Raw genomic sequence first — 13,661 nt, forward strand, 5'->3', positions numbered from 1 at the left:
GCCGCCGCCCTCAACCTACGGACCCTGATCAACCTCGGACTCACCCACAACGGCACCACCTGGCAGATCGGGGCTGCCGCCTGACAGCGGCAGCCCCGATCACACCAAGATCTTCATCAGCGTTCTAGGCCCTGTCCGGATCGGCGGCCCCCAGGCCACTGAGCACGGCCTCGGTGTCCCCGCACTGCCGGGCGTCGTGCAGGACGTCCGGCCACAGGGCGTCGAGGAGCCGGCGCAGGTACGGCGCCTCCGGCCAGTCCTGCCAGCCGGCCTGCGCCAGCTTGCGGCAGACCAACGGCACGTCGGGCCAGGCGAGTTCGCCGGTCAGGACGAGCTGGAGGATGCGCGGCGCGAAGTAGCGCAGGTCGGCGGGCGAGCCGACGGTGTTCAGCACGGAGGCGGCGTAGGGCCCCAGCTCCTCGGGCGTCAACTGCGCGCGGGGTGTGCGCAGGAGGCGGTCCAGCCCGGCCCGGGAGGCGCAGCGGGGGCAGGCGTCGATGCGGCTCGGCCGCGGGGCGGTCGAGAACGCCTCCGGGAGACCGGTGACCAGGTGCTGCAGTGCGGTGCCGTCCGTCATGGACCCATCATGGACGCCGTTCGTTTCGGGACCGTCAGCGAGTGACCTCCCAGGAGAGCAGGAGGCGGAGGGCGTCGTCGGAGGGGGTGTCCGGGTCGGCGGTGTAGGTGATGAGGGCCTGGTCGGGGTCGTCGGCGGGGCGGAGGGTCTCGTAGGCCAGGTCCAGCGGGCCGACGACCGGGTGGTGGAAGCGTTTGTGGCCGGAGGTCTTGTCGGCGACCGGGTGGTCGGCCCACATCCGGTGGAACTCGGGGCTGCCGAGGCAGAGTTGGCCGATGAGTTCGGCGAGCCGGGGGTCGTCGGGGCGGCGGCCGGCTTCGAGGTGGAGGAAGGCGGTGTTCTCCCGGGCGCAGGTGGTCCAGTCGGCGTAGAGGTCGCGGGAGGCCGGGTCGAGGAAGGTGATCCGGGCGATGTTGCGGTGTTCCGGCGGGAGGACCCCGTAGTCGCCGAAGAGGGCGGTGGCGGCCCGGTTCCAGGCGAGGATGTCCATCCGGTGGCCCATGACCACGGCGGGGGTGTGGTCGAGGCGGTCGAGGAGGCGCAGCAGGGAGGGGCGGGGCTGCTGGCGGGCCGGGCGGCTGCGGTGGGTGCGGCCGGCGGGGCGGGCGAGGCGGTGGAGGTGGCCGGTCTCGTCGGCGGCGAGGCGCAGGGCCCGGGCGACGGCGTCGAGGACGGTGGTGGAGGGGTTGCCGACGCGGCCCTGTTCGAGGCGGGTGTAGTAGTCGACGCTGACGCCGGCCAGGTGGGCGAGCTCCTCGCGGCGCAGGCCGGCGACCCGGCGCAGGCCGCCGTAGTCGGGGAGGTCGACGTCCTCGGGGCGGAGGCGGGCGCGGCGGGTGCGGAGGAAGTCGCTGAGGGCGGGGGTCGGGTTCACGGGGTGATTGTGGCCCGGCCGGGCGCGGCGTGCCTGGCCCCGGCAGGACCAGGCACGCGTCGGCCCGGGGTCGCGCAGGGTCACCCCGGGCGTGGGGGAACAGATCCGATCGGCGTGTGGTTGGGGCAGGGCGACGGCCAAGGACGGCACTCGCGAAGGGGCTTACCCATGAAGATCGGCATCATCGGCGCGGGCAACATCGGCGGTAACCTCACGCGGCGTCTGACGGCGCTCGGGCACGAGGTCTCGGTGGCGAACTCGCGCGGGCCGGAGTCGTTGCAGGCGCTGGTCGAGGAGACGGGCGCGAAGGCGGTGACGGCCGCGGAGGCGGCGCGCGGCGCCCAGGTCGTGGTGGTGACGGTGCCGTTGAAGAACGTACCGGGCCTGCCCGCGGGGCTGTTCGACGGCGCCGCCGAGGGACTCGCGGTGATCGACACCGGCAACTACTACCCGAAGGAGCGCGACGGCCGGATCGACGCGATCGAGGACGGCGGGCTGACGGAGAGCCGCTGGACGGAGCAGCACCTGGGCCACCGGGTGGTGAAGGTGTTCAACGGCACCTACGCGCAGGACCTGCTGGACCGCCCGCTCCCGGCGGGCGACCCGGAGCGCCTCGCCGTGCCGGTCTCCTCGGACGACGAGGCGGCGAAGGCCGTGGTGCGGGCGCTGGTCGACGAGTTGGGCTTCGACACCGTGGACGCGGGCGGCATCGACGAGTCCTGGCGCCAGCAGCCGGCCACGCCGGTGTACGGGCTGCGCGCCGGGGTGGCGGCGGTCACCCGGGCGCTCGCGGAGGCGTCCCCGGAGCGCCCGGAGGCGCACCGGGCCTGAGGCACCGCGGCGGGGCCCGGCCGGTCAGGGCCCCGCCGGTCAGGCGTCCGCCGGTCAGGCGTCCGCCGGTCAGGCCTCCGCCGGTCGGGCCTCCGCCGGTCAGGCCGAACTCGCCCGCAGCACCAGCTCGGTGGGCAGCTCCAGGCCGCCCGTCGGCGCGGCCCCGCCGTGCACCTGGTCCAGCAGCCGGGTGACCAGCGCGGCCGCCAGGGCCCGCAGCGGCAGCCGGACCGAGGTCAGCGGCGGGTGCAGGTGCCGGCACAGCGGCGAGTCGTAGAACCCGGTGACCGCCACCCCGGCGGGCCCGACCGCCGACCCCTCGGCCCGGATCGCCTCGTACGCGTCCAGCGCCAGCAGGTCGCTGCCCGCGGCGACGGCCGTCGGCCGGTCGGGCCCACGCAGCAGCTCCCGGACGGCCGCCACCGGCCCGGCCGCCGGCGCCGCCTCCGATGGGACGACCGCCGTCAGGCCCAGCCGGCGCGTCTCGGCGAGGAAGCCCGCCCGCCGGGCCGCCATCCAGGGCAGCTCCTCGGCGGCGCCGAGGTAGCCGATCCGGCGGTGGCCCCGCGCCGCGAGGTGCCGCACCACTGCGGCCATCGCCGCGTCGTTGGCGATGTCCGCCCAGTGCTGCGGCTCGTCCGGTCCGGTCCGGCCGAAGCTGACGAAGGGGACGCCCAGCCCGGCGACGTGGGCGATCCGCCGGTCCTCGGTCAGGACGTCCGCCAGCACCAGCCCGTCGACCTGCCGGGCCGCCACCAGTTCGTCGATGGCGGCCAACGGGTCCGCCGTGGGCGGGGCGGGCCGGAACAGCAGCACCCGCTGCCCGCGCTCCCCGGCCGCGTCGACCAGGGCCTCCAGGAAGCCGGCCATCAGCGGGTTGGGGTCGAGCGGGTCGTCCACCGGCGCGAGGTAGCCGATGGTGCGCCGGGCGCCGCTGCGCAGCGACCGGGCCGACTGGTCGGGCTGGTAGCCGAGTTCGCGGATCGCCGTGCTGACCCTGGTCAGCGTCTCGGCGCGGACCCGGTGCGGGGCGTTGAGCGCGTTGGAGACGGTCTGCCGGGAGACCCCGGCCGCGCGGGCGACCTCCTCGATGGTGGTGGCGCCACGGCGCGGTCGGTGCGCTCGGTGCGCTCCCTCGGGCATGCGGGGTCCTCCGGTCGTGGGTCAGGGGCGGCGCAGCGACAGCAGCCCGCCGCGCGGCACCGCGAGGGTGTCCGTCCGGTCGAGGTCGATCTCGTCCTGCCGGACGATACGCCCCCGGGCGTCCTGGACGGTGGCGGTGGCCCTGCCGCTGCCGCCCACCAGCCGGACGTCCGGGTCGGCGTCGGCGTTGGCCACCAGCAGGGTGTGCCAGTGGTCGGCCGAGACGTCCACCGGCAGCGCCGCGTACCGGGCGACCACGACCGTCCCCTCCCCGCGGGCGGTGACCAGCGGGTATCCGAGGTCGGGCCGGCTGGGGAGCAGTTCTCCGCGTTGCAGGGTGTCGAGGTGCTCGCGGAACACCCCCAGCCAGAACGCGATCGCCTCGCGCTGCCCGGGGTTCTGCGCGGCGAGGTCGACGGAGATCTGGGGCACCGAGAAGAGCACGTTGACCAGGTGGCAGGCGATCTGCTCGGGCGGCTCGGCCGGGTGCCACATCAGCATGTCCGCGTGCACCGGCACCGGCCCGGCGGCCAGCCGCACGTCGACGGTGCGCTGCCGGTTCTCCTGAGGGCTGAGCGGGCAGTCGGTGGCCCGGATCATGGTGGCGTACGGCCACAGGGCGGGGCTGACGTACGGCTGCCGGTGCTCGATCATCGCGTCCGGGTGGGCGGCGGTGGTCCGGGCCCGGATCGCGGCGAGCAGTCGCTCCACGCCCTCGGCCACCTCGGCGCAGTCCGCCTCGGGGCCGGGCCCGGGGGCGTCGGGGCGCTCGGCGGCGCGGGCGAAGGAGTCGACGAAGTCGACCTTGAGCCCGTCCATGCCCCACTCCTCGACGGCCCGGGCCAGCCGGTCGGTGAGGAACTCGCGGACCTCGGGGTAGCGCGGGTCGGCGACCACCGCGCCCAGGTGGGGGACGTCGGCGAGGGCGTGCCGGCCGATCTTCCGGTAGGCGGCGCTGTCCTTGCCGATGAACGGCAGCGCGTACCAGAGCAGGTAGCGGACGCCGAGGTCGTGGACGCGCCGGACGTGCTCGGCGGTGTCGGGCAGCGAGACGGGCTCCCAGTCGCCGCAGTGGGCGTAGCCGCGGGTGCGGTCGGCGGTCATCCAGCCGTCGTCGACGATGATCACGTCCAGCCCGAGGGCCTTGCCGAGCGCGGCCTGGGCCTCGATCCGCTCGGGCGAGACGTCCTGGTGCATCGCGTACCAGGTGGAGTAGGCGGGGCGGCGGGCGTCCTCCGGGACGACGACGGTACGGCCCTCGCCCCACCAGGCGGTCAGGTCGGCCAGGCAGCGGGCGAAGTGCCGGCCCGAGGTGTCGATCCGGACGGTGATCCGGCCGGCGGCCTGGGCCCAGTAGCGGAAGTCACCGGTCTCCTCGACCACTCCGGCCCCGGCCAGCACCTCGGTCTGCTCGGCCGCGAAGGCGCAGACCGCGGTGTCCCCGGTGCCGACCAGCGCGGCGATCGGGGCGCCGGCGGCGAGGCCGGTGCGGCGCGGGGCGCTCCAGGCGGCGGGCAGCCAGCCGGTGCCGCGCGGTTCCGGGGTCCAGAAGGAGGTGACGTCCACGCAGGGCACCCGCCACTCGATCCGGACCTCGGCCGGGCCCTCGGCGCTCACCTCGACCACGCCGTCGGCGACCTCCCGGACGGTGGCGGTGCCGCTCGCCCGCAGGTCCAGGCCCCGGGCCCGGGCGTGGGGCAGCGGGTGGAGCGCTCCGGGGGCGGGGGCGTGCGGCTCCCAGACGTCGGTCGTGGTCCCGGCCGTAGTCCCCGCTGCGGTGTCGGCCGTAGTCCCCGTTGCGGTCTCGGCCGCGGTCCCCGCTGCGGTGTCGGTCTCGGTCATGCCGCTCAGCCCTTCGTCGCGCCGGCCAGCAGGCCGGAGATGAACTGCCGTTGGAGGACCAGGAAGAGGACCATCATCGGCAGGGTGGAGAGCGCGGTCCCGGAGAGGATCGCGCCGTAGTCGGTGGTGCTCTGGTTGCCGTACAGGGTCGCCAGGGCGACCGGCAGGGTGTGCATGTCCGGGCTGCGCAGGGCGATCAGCGGCCAGACGAACTGGTTCCAGGAGCCCAGGAAGAGGAAGATCGAGAGCGCGGCGAGCACCGGCCGCATCACCGGCACGACGACGTTCCACAGCACCCGGAACTCGCCCGCGCCGTCGACCCTGGCGGCATCGAGGAGTTCGTCCGGCAGGCTGCTCAGCGACTGGCGCATCAGGAAGACCGCGAAGGGCACGCACAGCCCGGGCAGGATGATCGCCTGGTAGGAGTCGAGCAGGCCGAAGTCCGTCATCATCGTGAACAGCGGTACCAGCATGACCTGTTCGGGCACCACGAGGGTGGAGAGCAGCAGCGCGAACAGCAGGGTGCGGCCGCGGAAGCGGAACTTGGCGAAGGCGTAGCCGGCCAGCAGGGCGACGACCAGGGCGCCGAGGGTCTGGATCCCGGCCACCAGCAGGGAGTTGCCGAGCACCCGGAGCAGGCCGATCCGCTGGTCCAGCCGGTGGAGGTTGTCGCCGAGGCCCCCGCCGGGCAGCAGGTGCGGCGGCCAGTCGAAGATCTCGGTGTCCTTGCGGGTGACGGAGACCAGCAGCCAGTAGAAGGGGGCGACCGAGAAGCCGGTGAGACCCGCGAGGAGGAAGGTCAGCGGCCAGCCGCGGAGGTTCCTGGGGTTCATCCGTCCTTCTCCCCCATCAGGCGCATCTGGACCGCGCCCAGCACGGCCACCAGCAGGGTGAGCGCGTAGGCGATGGCGGAGGCGTAGCCGAAGTCGAAGTAGCGGAAGCCGTTCTGGTACAGGTACATGGAGACGGTCAGGCTCGCGTTGTCCGGGCCGCCGCCGGTCAGCACGTACGGCTCGTCGAAGAGCTGGAGGGTGCCGATGGTGGAGAGCACGACGGTGAACAGCAGCAGCGGGCGCAGGGCCGGGACGGTGATCGCGGTGAAGCGGCGGACGGCACCGGCGCCGTCGACCATCGCGGCCTCGTACAGCTCCTTCGGGACGGACTGCAGGCCGGCCAGGTAGATGACGGCGTTGTAGCCGGTGTAGTGCCAGGTCAGCACCAGGACGACGGACATCCGGGCCCAGAACGGCTGCCCCAGCCAGTCGACGGAGGGCAGGCCCACGGCGTGCAGCAGCCAGTTGACCGCGCCGTCGTCGCGCTTGAGCAGGAAGGCGAACATCACGCCGGTGGCGACCAGGCCGGTGACGGCGGGCATGAAGACGCCGAGCCGCCAGACGGCCCGCCAGCGCACCAGGGTGGAGTTGATGCCGACGGCCAGCAGCAGGGCCAGCCCGAGCATCAGCGGGACCTGTACGACGAGGATCTCGCCGGTGTTGCGCAGGGCCGTCCAGAACAGCGGATCGTCCAGCAGGCGCCGGTAGTTGGCGAGGCCGGCGGGGCGGGCGGCGGGGCCGGAGCCGGTGGTGAAGGAGAGCAGCAGCGAGTCGACGATCGGGTAGGCCTTGAACACGCCGAAGGTGATCAGGGCGGGGGCGAGCAGCAGGTACGGCAGGGCGGTGCGGCGCAGCCGGGCCCGGCGGTGGGCGCGCGCGGCCGGGCCGGCGGGGCGGGCGGGGCGGGCGGGCCCGGCCTGCCGGGTGACGGGGCGCGCGGTGGTGGCGGTCATGCGACGGTGCGTCCGGTCTGCTGGGCGAGCTGCTGGGCGGCGGCCCGGAGGACGCCGGCCGGGTCGCCGCCCTTGAGGAGGACCTTGGTCTGGGCGTCGCTCGCGAGTTTGAGGGCGCGGGCGTAGTCGCCGGAGTAGTTGGTGGGGTCGCCGCCGTCGGTGGCCAGGTCGGCGAAGGTCCGCAGCGGGGACTGGCCGCCGTAGTAGTCGCTGGGCCTGGCGTACAGCGGGTCGCCGTAGGCGTCGAGGAGTGCGGGGAAGACCCCGCCGGCGTCGAACATGGCGTTCACCGAGGCGGGGCGGGTGAGCGCGTACTCGACGAACTTCCAGGCGGCGCGGCGGCGCGGGCTGGAGGCGGCGACGGTGAGGTGGGTGGAGTTCACCAGGGCGGTGCGCTTGCCGCCGGCGGTGACGGCCGGGGGCTTGGCGAGGCGCCAGTTGCCGTGCTGGTCGGCGAACTTGGCCTCCAGGTAGTGGGCGGCCCAGGCGGGCATCGGGGCGACGGCGAGCTTGCCGGCCTTCATCAGGGTGGCCCAGCCCTGGTCGCCGGGGGCGTCGGCGACCAGCCCGGCGTCGTCGAGGTGCTTGAGGGTGGTCAGGGCGCGGACGTCCGGCTCGGAGCCGAGGGTGATCCGGCCCCCGAGGTCGAAGTAGAAGGCGCCCTGGAGCTGCATCAGGGACTGCACGAAGTCCAGGTCGGGGCTGGGGTTGGCGGCCTTGTTGATGCCGATCAGCGAGATGCCGGGGTTGGCGGCCTTGAAGCGGTCGGCGGCCGCCGTGAGGTCGTCCCAGGTGGCGAAGGAGGTGGGGTCGAGGCCGGCCCTGTCGAAGTAGTCCTTGCGGTAGAAGAAGCCGAGCGGGTTGGCCTCCCAGGGCAGGGCGTAGGCGTGGCCGTCCTTGCCGGTGACGACCGGCCACAGGCCCTTGGCGAACTTCTCCTTGTGCGCGTCGGCGCCGAACGCCGAGAGGTCGGCGAGGCCGCCGGGGAACTTCTCCAGATAGCCGGGCAGGTAGTCGCAGCCGATGTGCAGGACGTCGCCGAGGCCCTGGCCGCCGGCCGCCAGGCCGACGGTGATCTTGTCCCAGATGGCGGGGTTGCCGATGTCCTGGACGTCCACCGTGATGCCCGGGTTGTCCTTCTCGAAGGCCGGGACGACGGCGCGCAGCGCGACGGCCGCCGTGGCCCACGACCAGACGGTGACCTTGCCGGTGTCGGCGTCCCCGCCGGAGGCGCTCCCCGAGCCCGGGTCGCCGCAGGCCGCGAGGGCTCCGCCGGCCGTGAGGGCCAGCAGGCCGGCGCCGGAGGCGCGGAGCAGATCGCGGCGGGAAAGGTGTGACATTGCATTCCTCCCGATGGGTGGCTCTGGACGGAGGCGGGGCATGGGGGTGGTGTGCGCTCGTGGCCAAGTTTGAACGTTCAAAACAACAAAACAGACCACAACTCAACAGATTCGCACGAGCGGGACACAGCAAACGCCCGCCCTCCCCGCGCCGTCAACCCCTGGCGCAGCGAAGGGCGGGCTCCGCAACCGTTCCGTTATGAGCACCGGCGGGTCAGGAGCGGACCACCGGGGCGCCGGTGAGGTCGACCCCGGCGTCGCGGAGTTCGGTGAGCGCGGCATCGGTGGTGTCGGGGGCGACGCCGGCCGTGTAGTCGAGCAGGACGCGGGCGTCGAAGCCGGCCCGGCGGGCGTCCAGCGCGGTGGCCTTGACGCAGTGGTCGGTGGCGATGCCGACGACGTCGACGGCGTCCACGCCGCAGTCGTGCAGCCAGTCGGCGAGCGGGGTGCCGTCGGCGGTGAAGCCCTCGAAGCCGCTCTTGGAGGCGGAGCGGGCGCCCTTGTAGAAGACCTCGTCGACCGCGCCGGCCTCGACGGCGGGCACGAAGTCGGGGTGGAACTCGCCGCCCTCGGTGCCGACCACGCAGTGCACCGGGAAGGAGTCCCGGTAGTCGGGATGCTCGGAGAAGTGGCCGCCCGGGTCCACGTGGTGGTCCCTGGTCGCGACCACCCGGGACCACCCCTCCCGCTCCGGGCCCTGGATCAGCGCGGCGATCGCCCGGGCCCGGTCGGCACCGCCGCCGACCGGGACGCTTCCCCCCTCGCAGAAGTCCTTCTGCACATCCACCACGATCAGCGCGCGCGTCATCGAACGGCCTTTCCTCACCAGGTTCTTACGCATCCGCGGCCCAGCTTGGCGGGTCGACGGCCGTGGACGAAGCAACCGGGCGGCCGTTCACTCGAACGGGTTCCACCGGTTCCCGGCAGGGGTACGGCGGGGCGCGGCGGACGGCCGCCACCGTCGAAAGGGCGTCGAACCCGCGTCGAACAGGCCGTTGAGAGCCGGTCGACCCTGGCGGGCCGACCGCGGCACACGGCCCGGCCGGTCGTCGGCCTGGCAGGATGGCGGCATGGAACGTGTACTGGGAATCGGCGGGTACTTCCTGCGGGCCACCGATCCGGCGGCGCTGAGCGCGTGGTACCGCGACTGCCTCGGGCTGGACGCCGACGAGCACGGCCTCTGGCAGCAGGGCCCCGGGCCCACGGTGTTCGCCGCCTTCGAGTCCGACACCGACTACTTCGGCTCCCGCGCCCAGCGGACCATGCTCAACTTCCGCGTCCGCGACCTGGACGCGATGCTCGCGCAGCTGCGCGCCGCGGGGGCGGACGTCGCCGGGGAGACCCAGGAGATGGCGGGCGTCGGCCGGTTCGGCTGGGTGACGGATCCGGAGGGGAACCGGATCGAGCTCTGGCAGCCCGCCTGAGCGCGGTCCTGGGACTCCCGCACGGGAAGTCGGCCGGACCGACTTCCCGTGCAGCTGCGATCAGAGCAGGGCGTCCATCGCCTCGCACTTCAGGGCGCCGCTGGCCGTGGCCTCGACGGCGTCCGGCAGCTGGGACACCGGCAGGCCGACGATCTTGACGGCGTCCTCGGTGCGACTGGCCTTCGCGCCGACCGCGGCCTTTCCGGCCCACACAACTGCCTTGTCGTCTCCGGTATCGCCGCCGATGGTCATCACCAGGCCCATCTGCCCTTGGCCGTCGAAGGTGACGACCAGGGCGACCTTCTTGTCGGACCCGCCCGCCGCGGTCAGGGTCAGAGCGCCGGACGGGGACTTCTTACCGAGGCAGGCAGCCGTTTCGAACTGGAACGTACCGCCCTTGCTCCCGGTGATGGTGAGGGTGTTCGCACCCCCGGGGGCCGCCGCGCCGCCCGATCCACCGGCCGGCTTCGAGGGGGCGGTCGCGGTCGCGGTCGGCGTCGGCACGTCGGCCGGCGCCGAGCCGGTGGTGCTCGACAGGGCGGCGCCCGGTGCCGAGCTGTCCGGCGCGGCGGCCTTCGTGGAGGACGAGGAGACCGAGGAGGCCGAGGAACTGCACGCCGAGAGCAGGAGGACGGAGGCGCCGAGGAGCGCGGCGGGGACCACACGAGTCATTCGCATCATGGGCACAACGTAGAGCTCCTGTGTGACAGAACATCAGCGAACGTTCGACGACTCCGTACCGGTCCGGCCCGGGGGCCGCCGCAGTGGCGGTCCGGCACATGGCCCGGAGGCGAAGGGTGGGCGCCCGGTCCATGTCCCCGGCCGCCCGGGGACCCCATGCTTCACGGCACGCTCCCGTCTCCCCCACCGACGGGTCCGCCCCCACCCCGGCTTGGAGCCCCGCCATGGACCGATCCCTGCGCACGTGCCGCCCGGCAGCCCGCGGCCTACTCGCCCTCCTCCTCGCCCTCGCCCCCCTCATTGGCCCGGGCACCCCCGACGCCTCCGCCGACAGCGGGACCTTCCAGCAGGTGAGCGGCTTCGGCTCGAACCCCGGCAGGCTCACCATGTACAGCTACGTCCCGGCCGGCCTGCCCGCCGGCGCACCGCTGGTGGTCGCCCTGCACGGCTGCGGCCAGAGCGCGAACGACTACTACCAGGACTCCGGCTGGCCCAAGTACGCGGACGCGTACGGCTTCGCCGTGGTGTTCCCGCAGACCGACTCCGGCAACAACCCGCTGTCCTGTTTCAGCTGGTTCGACGCCGGCAAGGACACCCGCGGCAACGGCGAGGCCGCGTCCGTCGTGCAGATGGTGACGGCGGCCGAGTCGCGCTACGGCTCCGACCCCCGCCGGGTGTTCGTCACCGGCCTGTCCGCGGGCGGCGGCCTGACCGCCGACCTGCTGGCCGACTACCCCGACGTGTTCGCGGGCGGCGCCGTCGACTCCGGCCTGCCCGCCCAGTGCGCCACCACCCGGAGCGCCGCGTCCGGGTGCCAGAACGGCGGCCAGAACCTCACCCCGGCCCAGTGGGGGGACAAGGTCCGCGCCTCCTACCCGGGGTACGCGGGCCCGTGGCCGCGGGTGGCGATCTGGCAGGGCACCGCCGACTACACCGTCCGGCCGGTCAACGGCACCGAACTGCGCGACCAGTGGACCGACGTGTGGGGCATCGGCCAGACCCCGTCCAGCACCCAGGGCCTGCCCGGCGGCACCACCCTGACCGGCTACGCCGACGCCGGCGGCAACCCGGCCGTCGCGCTGTACTCCGTCTCCGGCATGGGCCACGGCCTCGCCGTCGACCCGGGCTCCGGCCCCGACCAGTGCGGCACGACCGGCCCGTACTTCCTCGGCGGCATCTGCTCCAGCTACTACACCGCCCGGTTCTGGGGCCTCACCGGCCCCGTCACCGGCGGGCTCCCGGCCCCGACCGGCCTCACCGTCACCGCCACCACGGCCGCTACGGTCGCCCTGTCCTGGCAGCCCGTCGCCGGCGCGGTCTCGTACGACGTCTACCGCGGCGGGTCACAGGTCAACACCGGCACGGTGAGCGGCACTTCCTTCACCGACACCGGCCTGACCGCCGGCACCCCGTACGGCTACGCCGTCGCCGCCGTCGACTCCTCCGGCACCGTCGGCCCCCGGTCCGCCACCGTCAACGCGACCACCACCGGCGGGAGTCCGGTGACCTGCTACACCACCGACAACTACCACCAGACCACGGCCGGCCGCGCCCACCGGAGCGGCGGCTACACCTACGCCAACGGCTCCGGGCAGGACATGGGCCTGTGGAACCTCGTCACCACCCACACCCTGGCCGAGACCTCCCCCGGATACTTCGTGCTCGCCGACTCGGGCTGCCCGGCGTGAACCTGGGTGTGCGCGAGAAGTCGGCCGGGCCGACTTCTCGCGCATCGCCGTATCCGGTCAGCGCGGTGCCCGGATGCCGTCGATGATCCGGGTCCAGTTGTCCGCGCCGTGGCCGTCCTCGATCGCGCGGCGGTAGTGGGCCTGGACCGCGAGCGGGAGGGCGGGGTCGAGGCCGAGCGAGGTGCTGGTCTCGACGATGTGGTCCGCGGTCGCACCCATCATGGTGACCGTGCTGAGGTGGCCCGGGTGCTCCCCCGCGTCGAGCGCGCTGCCGGGGGCGGCCTCGCCGGCCCGCAGGATGGCCCCGATCGTGTCGGCGGAGGAGAGCAGCTCGGGCAGGGCCTCCGCGGCCTTCATCCCCGCGCTGCCCAGCATCGCGGTGGCCTGCATCAGGGCGGACAAGGTGGTGAGGAAGACGGCGAGTTGGGCCTGGTACATCATCTGGGCGAGGCCCGCGTCCTCGCCCAGGTACCTCGGCGTGCCGAGCAGGGCCAGCGCGGCCCGGTGGCGCTCCATCACCTGCCCGGGGCCGCTGTAGTAGACGTGGGCCGCCGCCGTGCCGACCATCGGCGCGGGGACCATGACGCCCCCGGTGAGGAACTCGGCGCCGTGGCCCGCCGCCCAGGCGGCCGCCTCGCGGGTGCGGTCGGGGGTGTCGGAGCTCAGGTTGACCAGGGTCCGCCCGGCGAGCGCCGCGGTGGCGCCGTCGAGGATGTCGTACATGGCCCGGTAGTCGGTGAGGCTGAGGATCACGAGGTCGCTCGCCCCGACCGCCTCGCCGGGCGTCGCCGCGAGCGTCGCCCCGGCCGCGACGACGCCGTCGGCCCGAGCGGCGGTGCGGTTCCAGACGGTGACCGGGTGGCCGGCGGCGAGGAGGGCGCGGGTCATCGCCTGCCCCATCGGGCCGAGCCCGATCACGGTGACGGCGCTGTGCTGACCGGTGGTGTGGTTCTGTCGTTCGTTCACCCCTCCATCCTCGGAGAGGGCCACTATCCTCGGAAGTACCCACTGTTTTCTGCGGTACTTACCTTTTCGTAAGGGGGATCGGCGATGGCCAAGGCACCGAGGAACGGGCCCTACATCTGCGGGATCGACGCCGCGCTCGACGTGGTGAGCGGCAAGTGGAAGGGGCTGATCCTGTGGGAGCTCACCACCCACGGCGTGCGCCGCTTCGCCGAACTCCGGCGCGCCCTGCCGGGCGTGAGCGAGAAGATGCTGACGCAGCACCTGCGGGAGATGGAGCAGGACGGCCTGGTCCACCGGGAGGTCTTCGCCGAGGTGCCACCGCGGGTGGAGTACTCGCTGACCGAGGACGGGCTCGCGCTCAACGAGGCGCTCCGGCCGCTCGGCGCCTGGGGAGCCGGCCGGGTCCGGCGCGAGGGGCTCGACCTCGTCGCGGTGGCCGAGGCCTCCCTCGGGTAGGGCGCGGGCCGGGTGGGTCGTGGGGGAGACCCACCCGGGCCCCGCCCGGCCGT

General features: G+C 74.0%; 14 protein-coding genes. 4 read left to right on the forward strand and 10 right to left on the reverse strand.

Annotation, left to right across the window (positions count from 1 at the left end):
• Positions 1-124 precede the first annotated feature (124 nt).
• Together ACFV8H_RS30035 and ACFV8H_RS30040 are read right to left on the reverse strand one after the other, a co-directional pair.
• Complete coding sequence (locus ACFV8H_RS30035) at positions 125-577, reverse strand: hypothetical protein (RefSeq protein WP_380406210.1); 453 nt, start codon at positions 575-577, stop codon at positions 125-127.
• A 34-nt stretch (positions 578-611) separates the two neighbouring features.
• The gene (locus ACFV8H_RS30040) at positions 612-1,451 is read right to left on the reverse strand and encodes a helix-turn-helix domain-containing protein (protein WP_380406213.1); all 840 of its coding nucleotides are present in this window, start codon (positions 1,449-1,451) and stop codon (positions 612-614) included.
• Between the two features lie 168 nt (positions 1,452-1,619).
• Between ACFV8H_RS30040 and ACFV8H_RS30045 the strand changes: the two genes are divergently transcribed.
• Positions 1,620-2,282 carry an NADPH-dependent F420 reductase gene (locus tag ACFV8H_RS30045; protein ID WP_380406216.1) on the forward strand — a complete coding sequence of 221 codons (663 nt, stop codon included), beginning with the start codon at positions 1,620-1,622 and terminating at the stop codon, positions 2,280-2,282.
• A 99-nt stretch (positions 2,283-2,381) separates the two neighbouring features.
• On the opposite strand, the gene ACFV8H_RS30050 is transcribed toward ACFV8H_RS30045, so the two are convergent.
• The 6 genes from ACFV8H_RS30050 to ACFV8H_RS30075 all read right to left on the reverse strand — a co-directional run bounded on the left by ACFV8H_RS30050 (position 2,382) and on the right by ACFV8H_RS30075 (position 9,201).
• The gene (locus ACFV8H_RS30050) at positions 2,382-3,425 is read right to left on the reverse strand and encodes a LacI family DNA-binding transcriptional regulator (RefSeq protein ID WP_380406219.1); all 1,044 of its coding nucleotides are present in this window, start codon (positions 3,423-3,425) and stop codon (positions 2,382-2,384) included.
• Positions 3,426-3,446: 21 nt separating this feature from the next.
• On the reverse strand, positions 3,447-5,267 hold the full coding sequence (locus tag ACFV8H_RS30055; protein WP_380406222.1) for a glycoside hydrolase family 36 protein: 1,821 nt from the start codon (positions 5,265-5,267) through the stop codon (positions 3,447-3,449).
• Positions 5,268-5,272: 5 nt separating this feature from the next.
• A complete protein-coding gene (locus tag ACFV8H_RS30060; RefSeq protein ID WP_380406225.1) occupies positions 5,273-6,100 on the reverse strand; it encodes a carbohydrate ABC transporter permease in 828 nt (275 codons plus the stop codon).
• Positions 6,097-7,053 (reverse strand): carbohydrate ABC transporter permease, encoded by a 957-nt coding sequence (locus ACFV8H_RS30065; protein WP_380406228.1) that lies wholly within the window; start codon positions 7,051-7,053, stop codon positions 6,097-6,099. Before ACFV8H_RS30065 ends, ACFV8H_RS30060 begins: the two co-directional genes overlap by 4 nt.
• The gene (locus tag ACFV8H_RS30070; RefSeq protein ID WP_380406231.1) at positions 7,050-8,393 is read right to left on the reverse strand and encodes an ABC transporter substrate-binding protein; all 1,344 of its coding nucleotides are present in this window, start codon (positions 8,391-8,393) and stop codon (positions 7,050-7,052) included. The genes ACFV8H_RS30065 and ACFV8H_RS30070 overlap by 4 nt, the downstream gene beginning before the upstream one ends.
• Before the next feature lie 214 nt (positions 8,394-8,607).
• A complete protein-coding gene (locus ACFV8H_RS30075) occupies positions 8,608-9,201 on the reverse strand; it encodes an isochorismatase family protein (protein WP_380406234.1) in 594 nt (197 codons plus the stop codon).
• Between the two features lie 262 nt (positions 9,202-9,463).
• Between ACFV8H_RS30075 and ACFV8H_RS30080 the strand changes: the two genes are divergently transcribed.
• A complete protein-coding gene (locus tag ACFV8H_RS30080; protein WP_380406237.1) occupies positions 9,464-9,817 on the forward strand; it encodes a VOC family protein in 354 nt (117 codons plus the stop codon).
• 60 nt (positions 9,818-9,877) lie between these two features.
• On the opposite strand, the gene ACFV8H_RS30085 is transcribed toward ACFV8H_RS30080, so the two are convergent.
• Positions 9,878-10,489, reverse strand: a complete 612-nt coding sequence (locus tag ACFV8H_RS30085) for a hypothetical protein (RefSeq protein WP_380406240.1) — start codon at positions 10,487-10,489, stop codon at positions 9,878-9,880.
• Between the two features lie 233 nt (positions 10,490-10,722).
• Between ACFV8H_RS30085 and ACFV8H_RS30090 the strand changes: the two genes are divergently transcribed.
• Positions 10,723-12,186, forward strand: a complete 1,464-nt coding sequence (locus tag ACFV8H_RS30090) for a PHB depolymerase family esterase (RefSeq protein ID WP_380406243.1) — start codon at positions 10,723-10,725, stop codon at positions 12,184-12,186.
• Between the two features lie 57 nt (positions 12,187-12,243).
• Here ACFV8H_RS30090 and ACFV8H_RS30095 read toward each other — a convergent pair whose 3' ends face one another.
• Positions 12,244-13,152, reverse strand: a complete 909-nt coding sequence (locus ACFV8H_RS30095) for an NAD(P)-dependent oxidoreductase (RefSeq protein WP_380406246.1) — start codon at positions 13,150-13,152, stop codon at positions 12,244-12,246.
• 84 nt (positions 13,153-13,236) lie between these two features.
• Here ACFV8H_RS30095 and ACFV8H_RS30100 point away from each other — a divergent pair, with 84 nt between their 5' ends.
• Positions 13,237-13,608, forward strand: coding sequence for a winged helix-turn-helix transcriptional regulator (locus ACFV8H_RS30100; protein ID WP_380406247.1), 372 nt, complete (start codon positions 13,237-13,239; stop codon positions 13,606-13,608).
• The last annotated feature ends 53 nt before the right edge of the window (positions 13,609-13,661 follow it).

The organism is Kitasatospora sp. NPDC059827 (assembly GCF_042731675.1).
GTDB lineage: Bacteria > Actinomycetota > Actinomycetes > Streptomycetales > Streptomycetaceae > Kitasatospora.

Bases quoted from the DNA above. Each gene is read 5' to 3' on its own strand.
- ACFV8H_RS30060 (WP_380406225.1), bottom strand. From the start codon at position 6,100: ATGAACCCCAGGAACCTCCGCGGCTGGCCGCTGACCTTCCTCCTCGCG.
- ACFV8H_RS30045 (WP_380406216.1), top strand. From the start codon at position 1,620: ATGAAGATCGGCATCATCGGCGCGGGCAACATCGGCGGTAACCTCACG.
- ACFV8H_RS30080 (WP_380406237.1), top strand. From the start codon at position 9,464: ATGGAACGTGTACTGGGAATCGGCGGGTACTTCCTGCGGGCCACCGAT.
- ACFV8H_RS30065 (WP_380406228.1), bottom strand. From the start codon at position 7,053: ATGACCGCCACCACCGCGCGCCCCGTCACCCGGCAGGCCGGGCCCGCC.
- ACFV8H_RS30070 (WP_380406231.1), bottom strand. From the start codon at position 8,393: ATGTCACACCTTTCCCGCCGCGATCTGCTCCGCGCCTCCGGCGCCGGC.
- ACFV8H_RS30100 (WP_380406247.1), top strand. From the start codon at position 13,237: ATGGCCAAGGCACCGAGGAACGGGCCCTACATCTGCGGGATCGACGCC.
- ACFV8H_RS30085 (WP_380406240.1), bottom strand. From the start codon at position 10,489: ATGACTCGTGTGGTCCCCGCCGCGCTCCTCGGCGCCTCCGTCCTCCTG.
- ACFV8H_RS30050 (WP_380406219.1), bottom strand. From the start codon at position 3,425: ATGCCCGAGGGAGCGCACCGAGCGCACCGACCGCGCCGTGGCGCCACC.
- ACFV8H_RS30035 (WP_380406210.1), bottom strand. From the start codon at position 577: ATGACGGACGGCACCGCACTGCAGCACCTGGTCACCGGTCTCCCGGAG.
- ACFV8H_RS30075 (WP_380406234.1), bottom strand. From the start codon at position 9,201: ATGACGCGCGCGCTGATCGTGGTGGATGTGCAGAAGGACTTCTGCGAG.
- ACFV8H_RS30090 (WP_380406243.1), top strand. From the start codon at position 10,723: ATGGACCGATCCCTGCGCACGTGCCGCCCGGCAGCCCGCGGCCTACTC.
- ACFV8H_RS30055 (WP_380406222.1), bottom strand. From the start codon at position 5,267: ATGACCGAGACCGACACCGCAGCGGGGACCGCGGCCGAGACCGCAACG.